Below are 21,915 nucleotides of genomic sequence, written 5' to 3'. Positions count from 1 at the left end.
CCTTTGCGGGCGTGTTTTTCGTTTGCGGCCCCGGAAATCCGCGGGATTACGCAGGAAAGGGGCAATCCCCCTTGCGCCGCCGCGCCGGGGGAAATAGAAGACCGCAAATTGTCTGGGGGCGCCTGCGCGCACGCGCCCCGAATCTCTATGGGGAATAGGATGCAGGTCACCGAGACGCTGAACGAAGGTCTGAAACGCGGCTACGCCATTACCGTCACCGCTGCTGAGCTGGACGAGAAGGTCAACGAAAAGCTGGTCGAAGCGCAGCCGGAAATCGAAATGAAGGGTTTCCGCAAGGGCAAGGTCCCGATGGCGCTGCTGAAAAAGCAGTTCGGCCAGCGCCTGATGGGCGAAGCCATGCAGGAAGCCGTCGACGGCGCCATGAACAAGCATTTCGAGGACAGCGGCGACCGTCCGGCGCTGCAGCCCGACGTCAAGATGACCAACGAAGACTGGAAAGAAGGCGACGACGTCAACGTCGAGATGTCCTATGAGGCACTGCCGGAAATCCCCGAAGTCGACTTCTCCGGCGTCGAGCTGGAAAAGCTGGTTGTGAAGGCTGAAGACGAAGCCGTCACCGAAGCACTGAACAACCTGGCGGAAACTGCCAAGGAATTCGAAGCCCGTGAAGAGGGCGCAGCAGCCGAAGACGGCGACCAGGTCGTGATCGACTTCGTCGGCAAGATCGACGGCGAAGCCTTTGACGGCGGCGCAGGCGACGACTACCCGCTGGTGCTGGGCTCCAACTCCTTCATCCCCGGCTTCGAAGAGCAGCTGGTCGGCACCAAAGCCGGTGAAGAAAAAGACGTGACCGTCTCCTTCCCGGAAGAGTACCAGGCCGAGCACCTGGCCGGTAAGGAAGCCGTGTTCTCCTGCACCGTCAAGGAAGTGAAAGCTCCGAAAGCGGCTGAGATCGACGACGAGCTGGCCAAGAAATTCGGCGCCGAAGACCTGGATGGTCTGAAGGCGCAGATCTCTGAGCGTCTGGAAGCCGAATACGCCGGCGCCGCCCGCGCCGTGATGAAGCGCGCGCTGCTGGACAAGCTGGACGGCCTGGTCTCCTTCGACCTGCCGCCGTCGCTGGTCGACGCCGAAGCCAAGCAGATCGCGCATCAGCTGTGGCACGAGGACAACCCGGAAGTGCAGGGCCACGACCACGGCGAGATCGAGCCGACCGAAGAGCACGTCAAGCTGGCCGAGCGCCGCGTGCGCCTGGGCCTGCTGCTGGCCGAGCTGGGCCAGAAAGCCGAGGTCGAAGTGACCGACGCCGAGATGACCCAGGCGATCATGCAGCAAGCACGCCAGTACCCCGGCCAGGAACGCCAGTTCTTCGAGTTCATCCAGCAGAACGCCCAGATGCAGCAGCAGCTGCGCGCGCCCATCTTCGAAGACAAGGTTGTCGACCACATCGTCGAGCAAGCCAAAGTCGAGGAGAAGGAAGTCTCCAAGGGCGAGCTGCAGAAGGCGGTTGAGGAGCTGGAAGAGGAGTAATCCTCTCCCTCTAGCTAGATTACGGAAAGGCCGCCCCCTGGGCGGCCTTTTTCGTGCTTGGCCCGGTCACAGAACGACGCGTTCCTGCAGCCACAGCAGCGACGGGTAGGCCGCCAGCCAGATCCAGAAAAACCGGTTCAGTCCGAACAGGCAGGCATTGGCGAGATGGAACAGCGCCGCGGTGAACAGCGCCACCACCAGCGCCTCTTGGCTGAACAGGGCCAGCGGGAACAGAACCTCGAACAGCATCACCGCCCAGCCCATCATCCACAGCAGCCTGGGGCGGTCTGCAAGGCTGCGGAGGCCCTCGCTAACGGGGTAGGCTGAAAAACGGAACACGTCCTGCAGCGCGCGTCCAGAGCGCCACTCCGGGTTCACAATCTTCACCTGGCCGGAAATGAAGTAGCAGATCACCAGCTGCCCGGCGAGATAGGCAAAGGCATACTCCTGCCATTGCTCTGACGGCAGCCAGCGGGCCGCAGTCAGGCAGCAGAGGATCAGCAGGCTCATCTTGTCGCTGCCGCCATTATACGGCCCCTGAAACCGCTGCAGCAGCAACAGCCCCAGGATCACCAGTCCCAGCAGCACCCAGGGCGTGGCGATCCCGAACAGCAGCAGCCCGGCCAGCAGCAGGCGGGGGCCGTGCAGGATCTGCTCATCGCGGAAGCCCGCCAGATGTTCAGCGCTTTGCTGCAGGAAGGCGAGCGCCAGCAGGACTTCGGTCGCGCGCAGGGCCAGCTCCAGGCTCATGCGGCGGCCGGTGCGGCTTGGGCGGAGAGGTCGGCCATCAGATGCGGTTCGGACTGATAGGTGACTGCCTTGACCAGCCGGCCGTCCTCACCGCGATCCAGAAAGACGAGGCGGAACTGCAGATAGGGCAGGAGCGCGCCGGGCGGCAGCGCACGCTGCAGGTCAGCCGCAATCCGCCGCAGGATTTCCTGCTGGCTGTGTTCGGTTGGCGCCAGCGTCAGCCGTTCGGCACAGCTGACCAGGAACAGGCTTTCGTTCCAGCGCGCATTCCAAAGCATCCGCCCGGTCACCGCCAGCAGGCTCAGCCGCTGCGGGCGCGGCCGGAATTCGCGCCATGGCTGGGGAGCGCTGGACGCGCTGTCCAGCAGCCGCCATTCGACCCGGGGCGAGGGGTCCACCGATTTGAAAAAGCGCCAGGAGGGGATCAGCGCTGGCAGCAGCAGTTTGAACAGGGTCAGCATCACGCCAGTAAAGCTGGCGCTGGTTAGAATTTTGCTAAAATGCCACCAGATCGAAAGCGAAGTGCTCCCGCCCGTTCTTGACGCCTTCCTGCGGAAGCCGCCGGCGTCCCGTTGGGCCGCGCAGCGCCCCTGCGGGGCGCTGCGGGCTTCGGCTCAACTGTCTCAGGGGCGCAGGCCGGTTTCCTTGAGCATGCCGCGCCGTTTGGCCTCAAAATAATAGCCGCGGGAGTAATGCTTGACGGCCATGTCCTGGCTGCCATCGGCGAGCAGCCAGGCGCCGCGCAGGTATTTGACGGAAAACTGCAGGTTGGTGTCCGCGTCCAGCAGTTCCTTGGGCTGGCCCTCGAAACCCATCGAGCGGGCCGTGGCGGGAAGGATCTGCAGCAGCCCGTAATATGGCCGGTTCACCGCGTGCGGGCGGTGGGTGCTTTCGCGCACCGCCAGCCGGTGCACCAGGCTGCGCGGGACCTCGTAGTGGTCTGCCCAATAGTTGATCTGCTGCCGCAGTTCAGGCGTTTCATTGGGATGGAGCGGCGGATTGTATCTCGTGACCTCGGGCGTTGAGGCGGTACTTCCGCAGGCAGCCAGAACTGCGGCTGCAAAAAATAAGATCAGTGTGGTCCGGCGCGACATGCGGCCTCCGCATATTGTTACACGCGGCCAGCCTAGCCGCACGGCCCCGGGCTGCAAGACGGGCTGTGGCATAGCCCGGCGCAACCGGCGGGGAATCGCCAGATCAGGAGGGGGTTTCCGCCGGCTTCTGACGGTTTTTGCGAATTTCGGCCGGGTTCATCAAACTTTAAATATTAGACATTTGTTAAATATGGTTATCCACTACATATTGGGTATGCGCACTGAGGCAACACGACCCTCAGGCAGATCGCCCCTCACGCCTGTGGGGCATCTGACCGCATCGGGCAGAAGGGACCGCGGCTGTTTCCCAATTTTCCGCGGTCCCGATAACCCCCGGCAAGCGCAGGCCGGCCTGTCTTTGAAAGCAAGAAACCGACCTATGTTTGGCGCGGCGCAAGGCATGTGGATCTCACCTCCGTCCACCCCGGCAGCAGCGGTTTCGGCGGGGACCTGGCAGGGGGCAGTTCAGGCTTCGCAGCTTAGCCCGCCTCCGGTTTCCGCGAAATCAGCCGGACGCGCGGCTGGGCTTGTTCAACGCCTCAAACAGGCCGCTGCCCGGCGCAATCAGGCCCTTGGGCACGATCTCCGCTATCGCCTCGGTTCTGAAGTCCGGCCGGTCGAACCGGTGCCCGCGCAGCAGCCGGAACAGCAGCCGCCGGCGCAGCGCCAGCTCCTCACGCTCCAGGTCGTCATCCACGTCTGTCCCCTCCATTCTGATCCCGTTGCCATGCTGGCAAGGAACGGCAAACGGGAGGTTTATGGCGGTTGTGCATATCCATAAAACTTAGCGCGGCTTTTAGGCGTGGCCGCCTGAAACAGAAAAGGCCGCCCCGAAGGACGGCCTTTCCCGATTTCCTCTGACCCGAGAAGGGATCAGTTGGTTTCTTCGTCGCCAGCGGCTTCGGCTGCCGGTGCTTCGTCCTCGTCGGACGCCGCGGAGCCGATGTCGTCGAACAGCTCGGAGATCTCGAATTCAGCAGCGGCTTCCTCTTCGGCGGCCAGCTCCTGGATCGATTTGCCCGATGCCTGCAGCTCGGCTTCCTCTTGGGAGCGGGCCACGTTCAGCTTGATTTCGACTTCCACTTCCGGGTGCAGTTTCACGGCGACGGAATGCAGGCCCAGTTCCTTGATCGGGTGGATCAGGGCGACCTGTTTCTTGTCGACCGAGAAGCCGTCCGCAGTTGCAGCGTCAGCCGCGTCGCGCGGGGTGACCGAGCCGTACAGCGCGCCCGCGTCCGATGCGGAGCGAATCACGATGAACTGCTGGCCGTCCAGCTTCTCTGCCAGAGCCTCGGCTTCTTTCTTGGTCTCCAGGTTGCGCGCTTCCAGCTGCGCTTTCTGGGCTTCGAAGGAAGCGATGTTGGCTTCGGATGCGGTCTTTGCCTTGCCCTGCGGCAGCAGGAAGTTGCGGGCGTAACCGGGCTTCACGTCGACGACGTCGCCCATCTGGCCCAGTTTTGCAACGCGCTCAAGAAGGATAACTTGCATCTGCTTATCTCCTTACTTCACGGCGTAGGGCAGCAGGGCGAGGAAGCGGGCGCGCTTGATTGCACGGGCCAGCTCACGCTGCTTCTTGGCCGAAACGGCGGTGATGCGCGAAGGCACGATCTTGCCGCGCTCAGAGATGTAGCGCTGCAGCAGACGGGTGTCTTTGTAGTCGATCTTCGGCGCGTTGTCGCCCGAGAACGGGCAAACCTTGCGGCGGCGGAAAAACGGTTTGGCTGCCATGATTTAGCGTCCTTTTCTCAAGCGTTGATCAGCGGCGCTCGCGACGGCCGTCGCGTTCGTCGCGCTTCTGCATCTGGACCGAGGGGCCCTCGGCGTGCTCGTCGACCTTGATGGTCAGGACGCGCATCACGTCATCATGCAGACGCATCAGGCGCTCCATTTCCTGAACGGCAGACGCGGGTGCGTCGGTGCGCAGGAAGGCATAGTGGCCCTTGCGGTTCTTGTTGATCTTGTAGGCCATGGTCTTGACGCCCCAGTACTCCTGGTCGACCAGCTTGCCGCCGTTGTCGGACAGAACAGCACCGAAGTGTTCGATGAGGCCTTCTGCTTGCGAGTTGGACAGGTCCTGACGCGCAATCATGACATGCTCATAGAGTGGCATGCGAACTCCTGTTTGTGTCTAGGCGCATTTCATAGACGGGGCATCTGATGCTTCCGCTGCCCGGTCACGAGAGGCTGCGCGGATCGAAAGTGTCGCGGAAGCAGGCCCCCTATACAGGCTGAGGCGCAAAGAGCAAGGCAAAAGCGGCCTCTGCCGCCGCCAGTGCCGGGCCGCCTCTGCAAAACCGCAAGCGCGCCGCATTGCGGCCTCAATGCCGGTCTTCTCTGATTAACGAAGTCTTAACGCGGCGGGGAGCCGTGATGCCGGCTCCGCGCCGGCAGGGGCAGCTTGAGAAAGGGCAGTCGGATGGCAGTAACAGATCAAACTCCGCCGGAAGTTTCCAGGGCTTCTGGCGGCACGGCGTTTGGTGCCGCAGTCAGAGCGGTGCCGCTGAGCCTGCGGCTGGAGGCAAACTGGAAACTGCGTGTGGTTCTGTTCCGGCTGTTGGGGGGCGCGATGATCCTCGGCTCCACCGGCCTGTGGCTGGTGCCCGGGGCCGGGGCGGACCCGGAGATGAACCTGATCCGGATGGGGATCTCCGTGGCCTTTCTGCTTGCCGGGCTGGTGCTGATGACCGCGCATGAACCCGGCAACCGGCCCGAGGCGTGCTTTGATCCGGTGCGCCGTGAGTTGCGGGTGCTGCAGCGTGACAGCCAGGGCCGCCCCTGCACTGTGCTGCGCCGCAGCTACGAGAGCCTGGGCGGGGTCCGGCTGACAGCGGCTTCGGTGCAGATGTACGAGGTGGACGGCAGCCTGCTGATCGAACTGCCGGTCGGGTCCGCTGCGATGCGCAGCCAGCTGCGCGACCAGTTCAGCGGAGCGGTGCGGTTCCTGACCTGACAGCCCATCACGTTTTCGCGAGACAGGCCCGGCTGCACCGCAGCCGGGTTTTGTGTTCGCCCGCTCACAGCTAGTGTTGGTTTTTGCCGGCTTCCTTTTCAGGAGACTTTCGCCGCATCTGTTGCCACAAGATTTGTTCAGACGGAGCCTTTCCCATGAAGAAGACCCTGCTTGCCGCCGCCCTGGCCGCTGCCACTGCAACCGGCGCTGCCGCCGCCCCCGAAAAATACGTCCTGGATCCCGGCCACAGCCAGATTCTGTTCGATTACAACCACCTGGGCTACTCGACCACCTATGGCCTGTTCTCCGGCTTCGAGGGCGAAATCATGTTCGACCAGGAAGACCCGGCGGCCTCCAGCGTGTCCGTGACCATGCCGCTCAGCATGATGTTCACCGGCTGGCAGGCGCGGTTCGACCACTTCATGACCAAGGATTTCTTCGACGCCACCGAGGATGAAACCGTCAGCTTCACCTCCACCGCCATCGAAGTGACCGGCGAGGACACCGCCAAGATCACCGGCGATCTGACCCTCAACGGCGTGACCAAGTCGGTTGTGCTGGATGCCAAGCTGAACCAGAAAGGTGAGCACCCGATGGCCAAGAAGCCCTGGGCCGGTTTTGACGCAACAACCCAGGTCCTGCGCTCTGACTACAACCTGGGCCAGTTCGCCCCCTTCGTGAGCGACGAGGTCAACATCAAGATTTCGATCGAGGCAATGAAGGCCGACAGCTGACCCTGATCCGCTGACCTGAGACCTTTTGGCCGCCAGCTCCCTCCGGGCTGGCGGTTTTTTCGTGCCTGCTGCTGCGGGCCTCCCCAAAGCGTGACCGGAGTTCACTGGCGTTTTCCACCGCCCTGCGGCAGTCTGGTGCCGGCCTCTCCGGCCACATCGGAAAGGAGGCACCCATGTTCCGCTTAGGCTATATCGCTTCAGCCGGTGCGGCATTGGCCCTCGCTGCCAACCTGGCATTTACAGCGCCCGCCGCCGCCCATGATTCAGGCCATGATGCGGCCCGCGCCATTGCCGGGCTGATTGCCTTGGGCCTTATCGTCAAAAGCCTGGACGACCGGAAGCACCGCCATCACGGGTATAACTACAGCTACCAGCCGCGTACGCATTACTACCCGCGCACCTACTACAAGCCCCGCGGCGGCCGCCATCATGTCAAACGGCACCGGCATCACAACCGCGGCATCCACCGCCACCGCACCCGCCACGGCGGCTATTACCGGCACAGCCACTAGGCTGACGCCCCTGCAACTGCAATTGACGGTCCTGCAAAAGCTGGACCTCTCCAGTAGCTGCGCTTGATACCTCGCAGGCAGAGCGGCGCCCGGAACGGCAAAGCGCCGCGCGTCAGCGCGGCGCCGGGTCCAAGGCTGTCAGGGGGGGGCGGCGCAGCCGGGGCACCCGCAGGCGCGGGAGGGCGCCGCTTCCTGTGTCACTGCACCCTTTGGGCTTCCAGCGACACAGACACGTCCACCGCAAACCCCAGCGAGCTTTCGTCCGGCAGGCTCTTGCCGATACCAAAGTCCAGCCGGTTCAGGGTCAGGGCACCGGTCATTCTTGCGGTGTCTCCCTCCAGATCCAGATCGAAGGGCAGGGTGGCAGGAACCGTCTGATCCTTGATTGTCAGGGTGCCTTCGGCCTGGTAGCCCTCCTCCAGCTTTTCGATCTCCGCCTGGAACACAGCGGTGGGGAAATTGGCGCTGTCAAAGTAATCGGCGCCCATCGCCTGACCGGTCACCGAGCCCAATTCCAGCGAGGGGATGGCGATGGTGACCTCCACATCGCCCGCCGGTCCTGGGGCGGCCGGCTCCTCGAAATTGATCACCGCATTCCACTCGCCAAAGCTGCCGGTGACCGCGCTGCCCATCTGGACGACAGAGATACCCAGTGTGCCCGACTGCACCGCCCAGCTGCCTGCGGCACCGCTGCCCGGTTCCGAAGCCACAACCGGCGCAGCCGTCCCTGTGGTCTGCTTGCCGCCAAAGACGCCGATTGCTGCACCGCCGCCCAGCGCGCCGGCCCAGACCAGCAGTGCGGCCAGCAGCGGCAGCAAGCTGTGGCTCTGCGCGGGCGGCTGCGGCAGGCTGGCGCGGCCCGGCAGCATCCGGCGCAGGGTGGCGTCCCGGTCGATCACATGATGCTTCAGCGCACCGGCAATATGCAGGCCCAGCGCGCCCGCCAGGGTCCAGACCAGCACCCAGTGCAGCCCCGCCGTCAGCTCTGCCAGCGGCTCGGACTGCGGCACAAACGGCAGTGTCTGCCCGAACGGCCACCAGATCGGGGCAAAACCGGTGGTCGCGGCATGGTGGATCCAGCCGGTCAGCGGCACCGCCACCAGCGAGCCGTACAGCAGCCAGTGCACCATCTCCGCTGCCAGCGCCTCGGCCTTGCGGTCCGGATGCAGCAGCCCCGGCTTGGGCTGGCTCAGCGCCCACAGGATGCGCAGCAGCGCGGTGAAGAACACCGCCACCCCAACGGTCTTGTGCAGCGAGAACAGCAGCGTGGCGCGCTCGATCACCTCCTGGCTGCCGTCAAACGCCGGGCCCTGGATTTCATGCGCCAGTTCATTGGCGAAATAGCCAAGCGGGAAGGCGGAGAAGATCAGCAGGGCCGTCAGCCAGTGAAAGGTCTTGGCAACGCTGCCATAGCTTTGAAAGGTGTTTTGGCCGGACATGGGGCTTGGGGTCCTTTTTTAGTCGGGGCTGCCTTCAAGGTAGCAACACCGCAGCCCCGCGCAACATCCGCGCCCCCTTCATCCGCGCACAGGGCCGGTGCGCAGACTGCAGCTTTGCTTGTGCGTTGCGTCAAGGGCCGTTACATCAGGCCAAACGCTAAAACAGACGAGGTCTTCAATGACGATCGCATTCGTGTTTCCCGGGCAGGGTGCCCAGACCATTGGGATGGGCAAGGCATTGGCCGATGCTTATCCGGCGGCCAAGGCCATCTTTGACGAGGTCGATGAAGCGCTGGGGGAAAGCCTGAGCCAGCTGATCTGGGAGGGCGACATTGAAACACTGACCCTCACCCAGAACGCGCAGCCCGCGCTGATGGCCACTTCGATGGCCGCCATGCGCGCGCTCGAAGCCGAAGGCGTGACGATTGAGAAGGCCGCTTTTGTGGCCGGCCACAGCTTGGGTGAATACTCCGCTCTGGCCGCCGCCGGTGCGATCTCGGTCACCGACACCGCCCGCCTGCTGCGCACCCGCGGCCAGGCAATGCAAAGCGCCGTGCCGGTGGGTGAGGGCGCCATGGCCGCGATCCTCGGCCTCGACCTCGACGCCGTGCGCGCGGTGGCCGAGGAAGCCGCGCAGGGTGAAGTCTGTCAGGCTGCCAATGACAACGACCCTACCCAGGTGGTGGTCTCCGGCGCCAAGGCCGCGGTTGAACGCGCCGCCGTGATCGCCAAGGAAAAGGGCGCCAAACGCGCGGTGATGCTGCCGGTGTCCGCCCCCTTCCATTGCGCGCTGATGCAGCCCGCAGCTGACGCCATGGCCGAGGCGCTGGCCGGCGTTGAAATCAAATCCCCCGCGGTGCCGCTGATCGCCAATGTGCGCGCCGATGCAGTGACCAGCCCGGATGAGATCCGCCAGCTTCTGGTTGAACAGGTGACCGGTTCTGTGCGCTGGCGCGAAAGCGTGCAGGCGATGGCCGCAAAGGGCGTGACCGAGTTCTGGGAGATCGGCGCGGGCAAGGCGCTGTCCGGCATGATCCGCAAGATCGACCGCGCGCTCTCGAGCCGCCAGATCGGCACCCCCGAGGAAGCCAAGGCCGCAGCTGAAGCGTAACAATATATCCCGGCGCGCCCATGCAGCGCCGGGGACCGCATACAAAGGACACAAACATGTTTGATCTGACTGGCAAGAATGCCCTCGTCACCGGCGCCTCCGGCGGCATCGGCGGCGACATCGCCCGCGCGCTGCACGCGGCTGGCGCAACCGTGGCGCTGTCGGGCACCCGCGAAGAGCCGCTCAAGGCGCTGGCCGAAGAGCTGGGCGAGCGCGCCCACGTGCTGCCCTGCAACCTGTCCGACGCCGAAGCGGTCGAGGCGCTGCCGAAACAGGCCGCCGAGGCAATGGGCGCGGTCGATATCCTGGTCAACAACGCGGGCATCACCCGCGACAACCTGTTCATGCGGATGAAAGACGAGGAATGGGAAAGCGTGCTGAACGTGAACCTGACCTCGACCATGCGGCTGTGCCGCGGCGTTCTTCGCGGCATGATGAAGGCGCGCTGGGGCCGCATCATCAACATCTCCTCGGTCGTGGGCGCCACCGGCAACCCGGGCCAGGGCAACTATGCCGCCTCCAAGGCAGGCATGGTCGGCATGTCCAAATCGCTGGCCTATGAAGTCGCCAACCGCGGCATTACCGTGAATGCGGTCGCCCCGGGCTTTATCGCCACGGCGATGACCGACAAGCTGAACGACTCGCAGAAAGACGCGATTCTGAGCCAGATTCCGGCGGGCCGCATGGGGGATTCGAAAGAAATCGCCTCTGCCGTTCTCTACCTGGCCAGCCAGGAAGCCGGCTATGTCACCGGCACAACCCTGCATGTGAATGGCGGCATGGCGATGATCTGAGCCCCGTGCCGGCCGCTGAATTGCCAAGCCCCGCAGCCCGTCTGCGGGGCTTTTTCATGCCGTATCGCGCCAAGCCGGCGGCGCAGCCAGTCCTGCCGTTGCCGTCAAGCGGTTGAAAAACGGCGGAATTGCCAAAAAAACCCGTTAACACTCTTGCAACCACTTGATTGCGGGGCCATCTGCACGGCTTCATACCCGCACGATACCGGCTGCCGCGGGAATCGTTACCAAGCGAAACCGTTTGCCTTGGCCGCGGTCTATGCTATAGGCGGCCCATATCCGCAGGTATTTCCTAAGGGAAACGCCGCACTGTCCCCGTCCCGCGGGGATCACACCGCCCGCTCCGGGCAATAACCACGCCGCCCGCACGGGCAAGGGCAGAACCGGGCAGAGTGCCCTGAATTACGAGGAAGAGACATGAGCGACGTCGCAGATCGCGTAAAGAAGATCGTTGTTGAGCACCTGGGTGTTGAAGAGGACAAGGTCACCGAAAACGCCTCCTTCATCGACGATCTGGGCGCAGACAGCCTGGACACCGTGGAACTGGTGATGGCGTTTGAAGAAGAGTTCGGCATCGAGATCCCGGACGACGCAGCCGAAACCATCCAGACCTTCGGCGACGCGGTCAAGTTCATCTCCGAAGCGTCCTAAGCCACGCTTCCGGATGACCGGATTGAACGGCGCTCTCCCGTGCGGAGGGCGCCGTTTTCTTTTGTCTTTCCGGTGCCGTCCAGCGCTTGCCGAATCTGCGCCTGCGGCAATCCGGCCCCATTCCTGTTGGCGCTATCACGCAGCCGGGCGCGGGTGCCGCAATTGTTCCACAAAAGGTCAGGATACGGCGTATCTCAGGGAGCGATCCGTGCTAATATTTCCGCGACAGGCAGAGCACAGAGGAGACTGGCACTATGATGATTTACCCCACGATGGAGATTCAGAACGGCCGCTGCGTGAGCCTGGAAAAAGGCCGCCTGGACGAGCCGCAGATCTGGCACGTGGACCCGGTGGAAACCGCCAAGGGCTTTGCCGCCGCAGGGGCGGAATGGATGCACCTGACCGACTTCAGCGCCATTGAGGGCGATTACAGCAACGAGGACCTGGTCACCGACATCATCCGCGGCGCCGGCATTCCGGTGCAGCTGGGCGGCGGCATCCGCTCGCGCGAGCAGGTCGAGAGCTGGATCGACAAGGGTGCAGGCCGCATCGTGATCGGCACCCTGGCTGCCCGCGACCCGCATCTGGTGCGCGAGCTGGCGGAACACCATCCGGACCAGATCGTGCTTGCCGTTGATATCTGGCAAGGCCAGGTGATGACCGACGGCTGGCGCAAGTCCGGCGCATTTACCCCCGAAGCCTATCTGGAGGCGTTTGAGGGCGCGCCATTTGCCGGCATCATCATCACCGACATCGACTCTGATGTTGCCGACACGGAAGCGCAGATGGGGCTGATGTCGCACCTGGCGTCCACGGTGAAGCTGCCGGTGATTGCCAATGGCGTGGTGCGCAATGCCGATGATATCTCGCGGCTGAAGTACATTCACAATATCGCCGGCGCGATGGTGGGCCGGGCGCTGTTCCGCAAGACACTGTCGGTCGAGGATGCGCTGGCCGTTGCGCGGCCGGAGCCGGAACCGGTGGCGGAATTCCAGTAACCCCAAGCAATCGGGCTGCTGCCTGCGGCTAACATCCGCAGGCAGCCTGCAGCCGCGCGGCGGCTTGCTTATCGCGGCCGGCGCGCAGATCCAGCCAAACGGGGCGCGGTCAGGCTGAGTTGGCGGCTGTCTCCGGCTCGTTGACCTGCGCGGCATTGAGTTTGAGTAGCTTCTTAAGGTGCCCGCGGGACAGCCGTTTGCTGAACTTTATCCCGACATAGTCGTTGTTCTGCCAGGTCGCTTGGGCCTCTATCAGCAGGAGGCCGGCCGCCTCGGCCGCAACTTCGCCTTCGATGAGAGGCGCGGGCTGGCCGTCCTCCAGCCCGACACGCACCTTGGCCCCCAGCCGGCTGATATCGACAATCCGTGCCTCAAAGCGGAAATCTCCGCTTTTAAGGATACAAGGCAGCGCGCAGGGGTGGCGGCGGGACAGCCGCAGGCGCCGCCGGGCCAGGCGCTCCAGCAGGACCGCCGCTGCCGCACCGAGAATCAGCGTCAGCAGGGAACCTGCGATGACCGCCTCCTGCGGCAGCTGCTTCAGTTTCCCGATGCCGCTCAGCGAAACGCCTTCGGTGTCCTGCGGCGGCACATAGTTGCAGGGCAGGGGAACGATGCGCGCGGCATAGGTTTCCAGCAGCGCAGCGGTGCGGCGGCGCTTGGCATTTGCCGCCGCCGCTTCGGCGCCGTGCCTGCGGTGGATTTCCAATAGGCCCTTGTAACGGGTGATCAGGTTCAGAGTGAGCCGCTCATAGCGATGCATCCCGGCCCGGCGCAGCCGGATGCGAAGATCCACTTGCGGATGGTCAGCCAGCCAATTGCGCAGTCTTTGCGCCTCGCCGCTGCCCTTTCCGGTCCGAAGCACCTGGTGATACTCGCGCATCTGATGCTGCATGAACACAAGGTCCGACAAAAGCTCGCATGTGGCGCGGGAAGGCGACGGTGTTGCGGCTGCCGCCGGTCCGGCTGCGGCAAGGGTCAGGGCTGCGGCGGCGGAAAGAGCAAAAGGCTTGAAAACCATGCCGGGGGACTCGCGAAGCTGTGCACAGATCACCCCAAGTTCTAAATAGGCCGCCTTAACGCACTGCAAGCGGACGCAGCAAATCTCCGTTAAATCTCAGCAGCGCTTCGCAGGTCTGGCAGACGGGGGCGGACGTGCGGCCGGACCGCCGTGTGTCTGCGGGGCGGCCAGAAAGGCCAGGGACAGCGGAAGTGGCTATCCGGCGGAGCTTAAGGCGCTGCCGCGGGGAACCATAAGCTAGATTCCGAGGCCGGGCGGCATGCGCGCCGCCCGTGGTCTGCCGTCCTCATCCTCCATCGGGAAGGCTTCCAGCAGCCGGTGCAGCTGGAGGAAATTGAAATCCTTGGAGAACTTCACACCGAAGTAATCAGCCGTCTGCCAGCGCACATTCGAGTCCACCGTATAGCCGCCGAAGGCGAGGGTCACCCGGCCCGGAATCTCGCAAGCCGCGTCAGGGCGCACTTTGGCGCCGGCCCGGCTGAGGTCGACCAGATGGGCAGGCACCGTTCGCCCGCCCGCCTGCAGAACGCAAGGCACCGAGCAGGGGTAACGCTTGGTGCGGCGGATCTTGCGGATGCCGATCCGGTCGAGAAAATACAGAACGCTGCCGCCCAGCACCAGGAAGGACACCCAGGCAATGGCGGCATTGATGATCTGCTGGCGCTGGCGCGCGTCCGCTGCATTCACCGCAACCAGCTTACTGCCGTAACCGTCGTCCTTGACCTGATCGCAGGGCAGAGCCTCGACTTGCGTGCCGAATTCCGCCGCCAGATCCTGGAGACCCATGTGGCGGGCGGTTTCAAAGGCGGCAGCGCGGCCCTGGGTCGCAAGAATCTGCAGGACGACGGTTTGCTGCTTCAACAGCTCCATCGTTCCGGCCTCAACGGTTTGAATTCCCACGGCCCTCATCCGCTGCCGCAGCGGAGCCGGCGGATTTGCGCTGATCCAGCTGCGCAGATGCTGCACGCTGTAGACGCCCTGGCCGGTACTGAGATAAGACAGAAATCCCTTGCTGGCCCGGTGCAGATCCGACAGGTCGCGGTGCACGGCACAACTGGCGCTTGCATGCCCGGGGAGCAGGCCGATCACCAGCAGGGTAGCAGCTATGGAGAGCCATTGGCGCATGGCGGGGTCGTTCCTCAAATCCTTCGAGAACAGAAGAATGCCCTAAAGAAGCGAATGCCCGGTTAACGCAGCGGCCGCAGCGGAAGAAAACCTTGCAGCAGCCGCAGCCAAGGCGCGCACCGCCGTGCGGTACAGCAGCCAAGCGCGTGAAGACGAACAAGGGGGAGGACTGTTTTCCCGCTTCGCCCAAGGCCGCTTGCCGCGAAAACGGGGGGCTGCAAGCACCGGAAAAAAATGCGGGCTGGAGACAAAAAGGCCCAGAGCTCCAGCCCGCTGTGGCAATCCTTGAGGACGGATGCCAAGTTCTATTGATCGGTATACGAGCAACCTATGAGAGAATAGTTAATCGGCCATTCCCGTTTCGGCATCTCTGCATAAAAATCGGACTTCCGCAAGGGAATCCGCGGCCGCACCCGCTCTTGCACCTGCCGGGCATTCCAAGCTATTTGGACAGACGGATTGCCGAGGCAAAGGAGAGCAAGGAATGCGTCGAGTAGTTGTCACCGGTCTGGGCCTGGTTACCCCTCTGGCCAGCGGAGTCGAGGAAAGCTGGACCCGGTTGCTGGACGGCCAGTCGGGCGCGGGCCCCATCACCCAGTTTGACGCCGAAGCAAGCGGCGTGACCACGACCTATGCCTGCGAGGTTCCGCGCGGCGATGGCAGCGGCGGCACGTTCAACCCGGATGACTGGGTTGCCAAGAAAGACCAGAAGAAAATTGATGATTTCATCCTCTATGGCATCGCCGCCGCCGACATGGCCGTGCGCGACGCCGGCTGGACGCCCGAGGACGAGGAAAGCCGCCTGCGCACCGGCGTGATGATCGGCTCCGGCATCGGCGGCCTGTCGTCGATTGCCGACACCGCGGTGATGATCAAGGAAAAAGGCCCCCGCCGGGTGTCGCCGTTCTTTATCCCCGGCGCGCTGATCAACCTGATCTCCGGCCAGGTCTCGATCCGCTTCGGCTTCAAGGGGCCGAACCACTCTGTCGTGACCGCCTGCTCGACCGGCGCCCACGCCATCGGCGACGCAGCCCGGCTGATCAAATCGGGCGACGCCGACGTGATGATCGCAGGCGGCGCCGAGGCGGCAATCTGCGAAATCGGCATCGCGGGCTTCAACGCCTGCAAGGCGCTGTCGACCAAATACGCCGACGACCCCAAGAAAGCCTCGCGTCCCTATGACGCCGACCGCGACGGCTTTGTCATGGGCGAGGGTGCCGGCATCGTGGTTCTGGAAGACTACGAGCACGCCAAGGCCCGCGGCGCCAAGATCTATGCCGAGGTGCTGGGGTATGGCCTGTCCGGCGACGCCTATCACATCACCGCACCGTCCGAGGATGGCGAAGGCGGCGAGCGCTCCATGCGCGCGGCCCTGAACAATGCGGGCCTGGAGCCGTCGGCGGTTGACTATATCAACGCGCATGGCACCTCCACCATGGCCGACACCATTGAACTGGGCGCGGTGGAACGGCTGCTGGGCAATCATGCTGCCAATGTCACCATGTCGTCGACCAAATCCGCCACCGGCCACCTCTTGGGCGCGGCCGGCGCGATCGAGGCGATCTTCTCGATCCTGGCGATCCGCGACCAGGTGGCACCGCCGACCATCAACCTGGACAACCCCGCGGTTGAAACCCCGGTCGACCTGGCCCCCAACGCCAAGCGTGAGCGGGAAATCAAAGTGGCGCTGTCGAACTCCTTTGGCTTCGGCGGCACCAACGCATCGGTGATCTTCGGGAAACCTGACTGATGTGGCGCAGCCTCGCCTCTAATATGCTGACGGTCCTGATCGCCGCCCTGTTCCTGCTGGGCGGCCTCATCCTGTGGGGCCAGTCGCAGTACACGGCTGAAGGTCCATTGGACACCGCCATCTGCCTTCGGGTGGAGCGCGGCTCCAACATGGCCCGCGTCAGCCGCGACCTGGAAGAGCAGGGCGCAGTCTCCTCCGGCACCATCTTCCGCCTTGGCGCGAAGTACAGCGAGAAGACCGGCCAGCTGAAGGCCGGCAGCTTCCTGGTGGAGCCGGGGTCGTCTATGGAACGCATCGTCGATGAGATCACCCATTCCGGCGCCTCCACCTGCGGCACAGAGATCGTCTACCGCATCGGCGTGACCCGCACCCAGGCTGAGGTGCGCGAGCTGGATCCGGCGACCAACAAATTCGAGGAAAAGGCGGAATTCGTCCTTGGCGTCGATGAGGTGCCTGCGGAATACACCGAGACCCGCCAGGACGCTGACACCCGCTACCGCATCGCGCTGGCCGAAGGCGTGACCAGCTGGCAGGTGGTCGAGGCGCTGAAGGCGATGGATGTGCTGGACGGCGACCCGGGCGAGCGTCCGGCCGAGGGCCTGCTGGCGCCCGACAGCTATGAGGTCACACCAGGCACTCAACGCGCCGCTGTGCTGGCCGAGATGCAGGAGCGCCAGACGCTGCGCATCAACGCCGCTTGGGAAAGCGGCGCAGACGACGCTGCGGTCAAGACGCCCGAGGAGATGCTGATCCTCGCCTCGATCATCGAGAAGGAAACCGGCGTCGCCTCCGAGCGCGGTGTGGTCGCCTCGGTCTTCACCAACCGCCTGAACCGCGGCATGCGCCTGCAGACCGACCCGACCGTGATCTACGGCGTCACCAAGGGCGAAGGCATCCTGGGCCGCGGCCTGCGCCAAAGCGAGCTGCGCAAGCCCACCCCCTGGAACACCTATGTGATCGAGGGCCTGCCGCCCACACCCATCGCTAACCCGGGGCTTGCGAGCCTTGAGGCGGCGGTGAACCCGGAGACCACGGACTATGTGTTCTTCGTCGCCGACGGCACCGGCGGCCACGCCTTTGCCGAGACGCTGGACGAGCACAACAGGAACGTCGCCAAATGGCGCGAGATCGAAGCCCAGCAGCAGCAGAACAATTGAGTGCTGCGAGGCTGGATCGGGTAGGAAAGGGCGCTGGACGGCGCCCTTTTTTGTTGAACCCATACGCAACAGCGCGGCCAGGCGCGGCCGTTCCGGTGCCGAACCAGCCAGCTCCATTGCCGCCATCGCAAATCACGCTTTCGCTCGTTTGCAGTTGCATCCGCCCAGGCGTCCTCCTAAATGATGTTCAGGATAAATGGAGATTTCATGTCCCGGTAAGGAGGGGAGGCAGCAAGCCTCCCAGCGCAAGACCCGTCACGGAAAACATCACCGCTAAGTTCGGCCGGTGAATGACGCCTTGTATCTTTTCCTTACTTTTCCGGCCGGGCCCCGCCCGCAGCCCAGACATGAAAGTTTACCCGCAATGGTACGGGACTACTCCCAATTTCTTCCGAACAGCCGCCGTGACGGCGGATCAAACGACCGCATGACGCCGCTTCAGGCCTTAGGCTGGCAGCCGTTCTTTTCCCAGCAGATCAGCGTTGAAGACCTGCGCGCAACACCGCCGGTCCGCGTCGTCCAGGTGCATCGCAATGCGCTGCATGTTCTCGGTGACAGCATCGAAACCACCCTTCCGCCCCGGCAGGATGTTACGGTCGGCGACTGGCTGTTGCTGGATCGCGAACGGCCGCAGTCCAGCCAGGTTCTGGATCGCATCAGCCTGATCAAGCGGCGCGCGGCCGGCACCGGCCGGTTCGAGCAGCTCATCGCCGCAAACATCGACACGGCCTTTATCGTTTCGTCCTGCAACCAGGATTTCAACGTGCCGCGGCTCGAACGTTACATCGCCCTGGCATTTGAGGCGCAGATCACGCCGGTCATAGTTTTGACCAAGGCCGACCTGCTTGCGGACCCGCAGGACTACACAGATGCGGCCCGGGCCATTTCGCAAACGGTTGAAGTCGTAACGCTCGACGCTCGCGGATCCGAGCCCCGAAGCGCGCTGGCGCCCTGGTGCAAGCCGGGGAAGACGGTTGCGTTCCTGGGGTCATCGGGCGTCGGCAAGTCCACGCTTGCCAACGCGCTGTTGAACAGCCAGTCGATTGAAACGCAAGGGATCCGTGAAGACGACTCCAAGGGCCGGCACACCACGACGCGCCGCGAGCTCCATTCCATGCCGAATGGCTGCATGATCCTCGATACTCCCGGTATGCGGGAACTGCAGCTTACCGATGCGGATACAGGGATTGATGACGTGTTCGCTGATATCCAGCAGGTGTCGCTTGGATGCCGGTTCAAGGACTGCAAGCACGACACGGAACCGGGCTGCGCGGTGGCGCAAGCCATTGAACAGGGCGATATCGACGCCTCCCGGCTTGCCCGTTGGCGCAAGCTCAAGGCCGAAAACGCCTTCAATTCAGCCAGCCTTGCCGAACGCAGGTCCAAGGACAAGGCTTTTGGAAAGATGGTGCGCGGCGTTAAGAAACTGAAAGAGAGCTGGAGGTGAACCGATGAGCAAGTCAAAAACCGGCCAGGTCGTCTGGCACGACCTGTTTACGCAAGACACGGACCGCGCAATGGCGTTCTACAAAAGCGTCGCGGGCTGGAGCTATGTGACCGAACACGCCACGGACTTCGCGTGGGGCGGCGGCGAAAAGGATTTCATTCTCGCCCTATCCGGCGATGAGGCTGGCGCTGGTATTCTACCGGCGCCGCGCGGTCTGGCAGAGGGCTGGCTCGCCTATGTCGAAGTCCCCGATGTGGACGCCGCGCTGGACAAGGCGGAGGTGCATGGCGGCGCTGTCGTCAGGCACCCCTTCGAAGTTCCAGGCGTCGGGCGCAACGCGGTCATCCGTGACCCGCAGGGCGCGCTGATCGGGGTCTCTCTTTCGCGCCACAGCTTTCCTGTTCCGCGCCGGCAGTTCGGACCTGAAGTCTACCTGTCGGACACCGGAGTCTTTCCCGGGGCATTCTACAGGGAGGTTCTGGGGTGGCAGGCTGCCGGCCCCCGGACACAAGGGCAAGGCGGCCTTGCCATCACCGGGCCCACGGGCGGCCTGACCGCAGTCCTGCAACCGGCGGACTTGGCGACAGGCGCGCAAGCAATCTGGGTGCCAAGCATCCGGATCGCCGCGCTGGCGGATGCGCAGCGCGTTGCAGAGGCCAATGGGGCGTGCCTCTGGGACCGCGGCGCAGTGGGCAGCGGCGCGGCGCACAGCTTAATCCTGCGCGATCCAGGCGGTGCGCTGGCCATGCTGCGCGAAGAGCCGGCCAGCCCGTCCACGTGACCCCAGGGCTGCCGCTATTCTGTGGCAGCCTGCCGCTGCGGCGCGCCTCCGTCGGTTCCTTGCGGGCGGGGCGTTGCGGACCCGCCGTACGCACCCCGCCTCATAACCCTTGACTTTTACGATATAATCGCGTATAGGTTGTGGTGCAGCTGGAAGAAACATGGACGGCCCCGGATCCCTCCACCGGTGGCCGTCCTGTCTTTCTCTCGTGCGGACAATAACGCATGAGGCAGAGCAACCCATGACAGACAACACACCAGACCAGGACGGCGCTGCCGTTCTGACCCGGCAGGTGCATTACACCGCCGATCTCCTGCGTTCGCTGCAGGACAGCATTCACCGTCTGCGGAACGAGGCGGAAGAGCTCCGGGAGCAGCTCGAAACCGCCGGCGCCGATGAAGTTACCGGCGCCAAGGCGCAGATCAGCAAGCTTGAGGGCCTGATCCGGGATTGCCAGAAAGTGGAGAAAGTCATTGCAGAACAAAGCACCGAATTCACCCGTATGCTCAAATCCGAGCACGAGCTCGATCTCGTCGCGGCGCGCGCAGCTGTCGAGCGCGGACTTGCTTGCCTGCGTGCCGCCATCGCTCCTGAGCTTCTTCTTGGATGAGCTGGACCGCAAAACGCTCTGCGCACTGCCGCATCTCTTTGATATCTGGGCGCTGGACCACCAGCGCCCGCCTCCGGGGGACTGGCGTGCCTGGGTGATCCTGGGCGGCCGCGGCGCGGGCAAGACGCGGGCAGGGGCCGAATGGGTCCGCTCGCTGGCCGAGGGCCCATGCCCGCATGACCCCGGAACCGCCCGGCGCATCGCGCTGGTGGCAGAGACCTATGACCAGGTGCGCGACGTGATGATCCACGGCGACAGCGGCATCCTGGCCTGTTCGCCACCCGACCGGCGGCCCAAGTGGAAAGCCTCGGAGCGCAAGCTCACTTGGCCCAACGGTGCCGAAGCGCAGGCGTTCTCCGCCCACGACCCCGAAGCCCTGCGCGGCCCCCAGTTCGACGCCGCCTGGGCGGATGAACTGGCCAAGTGGCGCAAGGGCCAGGAGGGCTGGGACATGCTGCAATTCGCGCTCAGGCTGGGCCAGGACCCGCGCGTCTGCGTCACCACCACGCCCCGCAACGCGCCCGTGCTGAAACGGCTCTTGGCCTCACCCAGCACCGTCACCACCCATGCACCGACAGAGGCCAACCGCGCCAACCTCGCGCCCTCCTTTCTGGCGGAGGTGCGGGCGCGCTATGCAGGCACCCGGCTGGGGCGGCAGGAGCTGGACGGGGTGATGCTGTCGGACATCCAGGGCGCGCTCTGGACCACAGCGGCGCTGGTGGACGCGCAGGTGTCTGAGGCACCGCCATTAGACCGGGTTGTGGTCGCCGTCGACCCGGCGGTGAGCGCCGGCAAGGACTCCGACGCCTGCGGCATCGTGGTGGCGGGCGCGATCACCCACGGCCCGCCGCAGGAGTGGCAGGCCTATGTGCTGGCCGATTGCACCGTGCAGGGGGCTGGCCCCCTGGCCTGGGCACAGGCGGTGATTGCCGCCCGCGACAGGTTTGGCGCTGAACGGGTGGTGGCAGAGGTCAACCAGGGCGGCGCCCTGGTGGAAACCGTCCTGCGCCAGGCCGACCCGCTGGTGCCGTTCCGGGCCTTGCACGCGCGCAAGGGCAAATCCGCCCGCGCCGAACCCGTCGCGGCGCTCTATGAGCAGGGCCGGGTGTTTCACAAGCCCGGCCTTGGGGAACTCGAGGACCAGATGTGCCAGATGACCCCGCAGGGCTACCGCGGCAGCGGCTCTCCCGACCGGGTCGATGCGCTGGTCTGGGCCTTGCATGAGCTGATCATCCAGCCCGCCGCAAACCTGCGCAGGCCGCAAGTGCGAGTGTTGTAAGCTACAGCCTGGCCGCAGGCCGGGCAGCGCCCGTCCGCGCCCGCGGGCGGGTGCTTCCCGCCCGCCCGCGAACCGGCGCGGCCCTTCGTGACCTCCGCAAGCCGCCCTCTGCGCAACGGGCGGTTTTTGTTTTTAATCAGACGGTTGAGGTATGGTGTTGCGCCCCCTGCGTACGCACCGCTTCCGGGATCTTCAGCTCTTTCTGCCACTAATGATCCTCAGCA

24 protein-coding genes are annotated in these 21,915 nt (G+C 64.3%); 14 read left to right on the top strand and 10 right to left on the bottom strand.

Translation table 11 applies throughout. The annotated features are described in order from the left end of the window. The first annotated feature begins 159 nt into the window (after positions 1–159). Complete coding sequence (gene tig / locus AC4HIX_RS01325; protein ID WP_490397566.1) at positions 160–1,491, top strand: trigger factor; 1,332 nt, start codon at positions 160–162, stop codon at positions 1,489–1,491. 66 nt (positions 1,492–1,557) lie between these two features. Here tig and AC4HIX_RS01320 read toward each other — a convergent pair whose 3' ends face one another. The 7 genes from AC4HIX_RS01320 to rpsF form a co-directional block, all read right to left on the bottom strand. Further along, positions 1,558–2,241 carry an HTTM domain-containing protein gene (locus AC4HIX_RS01320; protein WP_490397565.1) on the bottom strand — a complete coding sequence of 228 codons (684 nt, stop codon included), beginning with the start codon at positions 2,239–2,241 and terminating at the stop codon, positions 1,558–1,560. Continuing rightward, complete coding sequence (locus tag AC4HIX_RS01315; RefSeq protein ID WP_490397564.1) at positions 2,238–2,702, bottom strand: hypothetical protein; 465 nt, start codon at positions 2,700–2,702, stop codon at positions 2,238–2,240. Before AC4HIX_RS01315 ends, AC4HIX_RS01320 begins: the two co-directional genes overlap by 4 nt. A 162-nt stretch (positions 2,703–2,864) precedes the next feature. Beyond that, positions 2,865–3,335 (bottom strand): transglycosylase SLT domain-containing protein, encoded by a 471-nt coding sequence (locus tag AC4HIX_RS01310; RefSeq protein WP_475051759.1) that lies wholly within the window; start codon positions 3,333–3,335, stop codon positions 2,865–2,867. 505 nt (positions 3,336–3,840) lie between these two features. After that, the gene (locus AC4HIX_RS01305) at positions 3,841–4,032 is read right to left on the bottom strand and encodes a hypothetical protein (RefSeq protein ID WP_475051761.1); all 192 of its coding nucleotides are present in this window, start codon (positions 4,030–4,032) and stop codon (positions 3,841–3,843) included. Between the two features lie 176 nt (positions 4,033–4,208). Further along, on the bottom strand, positions 4,209–4,823 hold the full coding sequence (gene rplI, locus AC4HIX_RS01300) for a 50S ribosomal protein L9 (RefSeq protein ID WP_475051762.1): 615 nt from the start codon (positions 4,821–4,823) through the stop codon (positions 4,209–4,211). Between the two features lie 12 nt (positions 4,824–4,835). After that, a complete protein-coding gene (gene rpsR, locus AC4HIX_RS01295; RefSeq protein ID WP_005982441.1) occupies positions 4,836–5,063 on the bottom strand; it encodes a 30S ribosomal protein S18 in 228 nt (75 codons plus the stop codon). Between the two features lie 28 nt (positions 5,064–5,091). Beyond that, a complete protein-coding gene (gene rpsF, locus AC4HIX_RS01290) occupies positions 5,092–5,445 on the bottom strand; it encodes a 30S ribosomal protein S6 (RefSeq protein WP_027237802.1) in 354 nt (117 codons plus the stop codon). A 306-nt stretch (positions 5,446–5,751) separates the two neighbouring features. Here rpsF and AC4HIX_RS01285 point away from each other — a divergent pair, with 306 nt between their 5' ends. The 3 genes from AC4HIX_RS01285 to AC4HIX_RS01275 all read left to right on the top strand — a co-directional run bounded on the left by AC4HIX_RS01285 (position 5,752) and on the right by AC4HIX_RS01275 (position 7,531). Next, positions 5,752–6,285 carry a hypothetical protein gene (locus tag AC4HIX_RS01285; RefSeq protein ID WP_490397563.1) on the top strand — a complete coding sequence of 178 codons (534 nt, stop codon included), beginning with the start codon at positions 5,752–5,754 and terminating at the stop codon, positions 6,283–6,285. 155 nt (positions 6,286–6,440) lie between these two features. Continuing rightward, the gene (locus tag AC4HIX_RS01280) at positions 6,441–7,019 is read left to right on the top strand and encodes a YceI family protein (RefSeq protein WP_490397562.1); all 579 of its coding nucleotides are present in this window, start codon (positions 6,441–6,443) and stop codon (positions 7,017–7,019) included. A gap of 173 nt (positions 7,020–7,192) precedes the next feature. Next, complete coding sequence (locus AC4HIX_RS01275) at positions 7,193–7,531, top strand: hypothetical protein (protein ID WP_490397561.1); 339 nt, start codon at positions 7,193–7,195, stop codon at positions 7,529–7,531. A 197-nt stretch (positions 7,532–7,728) separates the two neighbouring features. On the opposite strand, the gene AC4HIX_RS01270 is transcribed toward AC4HIX_RS01275, so the two are convergent. Next, a complete protein-coding gene (locus tag AC4HIX_RS01270) occupies positions 7,729–8,970 on the bottom strand; it encodes a cytochrome b/b6 domain-containing protein (protein ID WP_490397560.1) in 1,242 nt (413 codons plus the stop codon). 178 nt (positions 8,971–9,148) lie between these two features. On the opposite strand from AC4HIX_RS01270, the gene fabD reads away from it, so the two are divergent. The 4 genes from fabD to AC4HIX_RS01250 all read left to right on the top strand — a co-directional run bounded on the left by fabD (position 9,149) and on the right by AC4HIX_RS01250 (position 12,524). After that, a complete protein-coding gene (fabD, locus tag AC4HIX_RS01265) occupies positions 9,149–10,081 on the top strand; it encodes an ACP S-malonyltransferase (RefSeq protein WP_490397559.1) in 933 nt (310 codons plus the stop codon). 56 nt (positions 10,082–10,137) lie between these two features. Continuing rightward, entirely contained in the window at positions 10,138–10,875 is a 738-nt protein-coding gene (fabG, locus tag AC4HIX_RS01260; RefSeq protein WP_490397558.1) for a 3-oxoacyl-ACP reductase FabG, read from the top strand. Positions 10,876–11,292: 417 nt separating this feature from the next. Beyond that, complete coding sequence (locus tag AC4HIX_RS01255) at positions 11,293–11,526, top strand: acyl carrier protein (RefSeq protein WP_005982462.1); 234 nt, start codon at positions 11,293–11,295, stop codon at positions 11,524–11,526. Positions 11,527–11,780: 254 nt separating this feature from the next. Next, complete coding sequence (locus tag AC4HIX_RS01250) at positions 11,781–12,524, top strand: 1-(5-phosphoribosyl)-5-[(5-phosphoribosylamino)methylideneamino]imidazole-4-carboxamide isomerase (protein WP_490397557.1); 744 nt, start codon at positions 11,781–11,783, stop codon at positions 12,522–12,524. 109 nt (positions 12,525–12,633) lie between these two features. Here AC4HIX_RS01250 and AC4HIX_RS01245 read toward each other — a convergent pair whose 3' ends face one another. Beyond that, positions 12,634–13,416, bottom strand: coding sequence for a PilZ domain-containing protein (locus tag AC4HIX_RS01245; RefSeq protein ID WP_490397556.1), 783 nt, complete (start codon positions 13,414–13,416; stop codon positions 12,634–12,636). A 363-nt stretch (positions 13,417–13,779) separates the two neighbouring features. Then, positions 13,780–14,667 (bottom strand): PilZ domain-containing protein, encoded by an 888-nt coding sequence (locus AC4HIX_RS01240; RefSeq protein WP_490397555.1) that lies wholly within the window; start codon positions 14,665–14,667, stop codon positions 13,780–13,782. 484 nt (positions 14,668–15,151) lie between these two features. Between AC4HIX_RS01240 and fabF the strand changes: the two genes are divergently transcribed. From fabF to AC4HIX_RS01210, 6 genes are all read left to right on the top strand, one after another. Further along, positions 15,152–16,417, top strand: coding sequence for a beta-ketoacyl-ACP synthase II (gene fabF, locus AC4HIX_RS01235; protein ID WP_475051784.1), 1,266 nt, complete (start codon positions 15,152–15,154; stop codon positions 16,415–16,417). Further along, positions 16,417–17,574 (top strand): endolytic transglycosylase MltG, encoded by a 1,158-nt coding sequence (gene mltG / locus AC4HIX_RS01230; RefSeq protein WP_490397554.1) that lies wholly within the window; start codon positions 16,417–16,419, stop codon positions 17,572–17,574. Before fabF ends, mltG begins: the two co-directional genes overlap by 1 nt. A 364-nt stretch (positions 17,575–17,938) precedes the next feature. Next, positions 17,939–19,021: a ribosome small subunit-dependent GTPase A gene (gene rsgA, locus AC4HIX_RS01225; protein WP_490397553.1), complete on the top strand. Its 1,083-nt coding sequence runs from the start codon at positions 17,939–17,941 to the stop codon at positions 19,019–19,021. Between the two features lie 4 nt (positions 19,022–19,025). Next, entirely contained in the window at positions 19,026–19,802 is a 777-nt protein-coding gene (locus AC4HIX_RS01220; protein WP_490397552.1) for a VOC family protein, read from the top strand. Between the two features lie 241 nt (positions 19,803–20,043). Then, positions 20,044–20,412: a recombinase gene (locus tag AC4HIX_RS01215; protein ID WP_490397551.1), complete on the top strand. Its 369-nt coding sequence runs from the start codon at positions 20,044–20,046 to the stop codon at positions 20,410–20,412. Beyond that, positions 20,405–21,691, top strand: coding sequence for a DNA-packaging protein (locus tag AC4HIX_RS01210; protein WP_490397550.1), 1,287 nt, complete (start codon positions 20,405–20,407; stop codon positions 21,689–21,691). Before AC4HIX_RS01215 ends, AC4HIX_RS01210 begins: the two co-directional genes overlap by 8 nt. The last annotated feature ends 224 nt before the right edge of the window (positions 21,692–21,915 follow it).

The sequence above is a fragment of the Leisingera sp. genome (assembly GCF_982940295.1).
The sequence above is the reverse complement of the archived record's forward strand: the minus strand, read 5'-3'. Positions and strand labels throughout refer to the sequence as shown.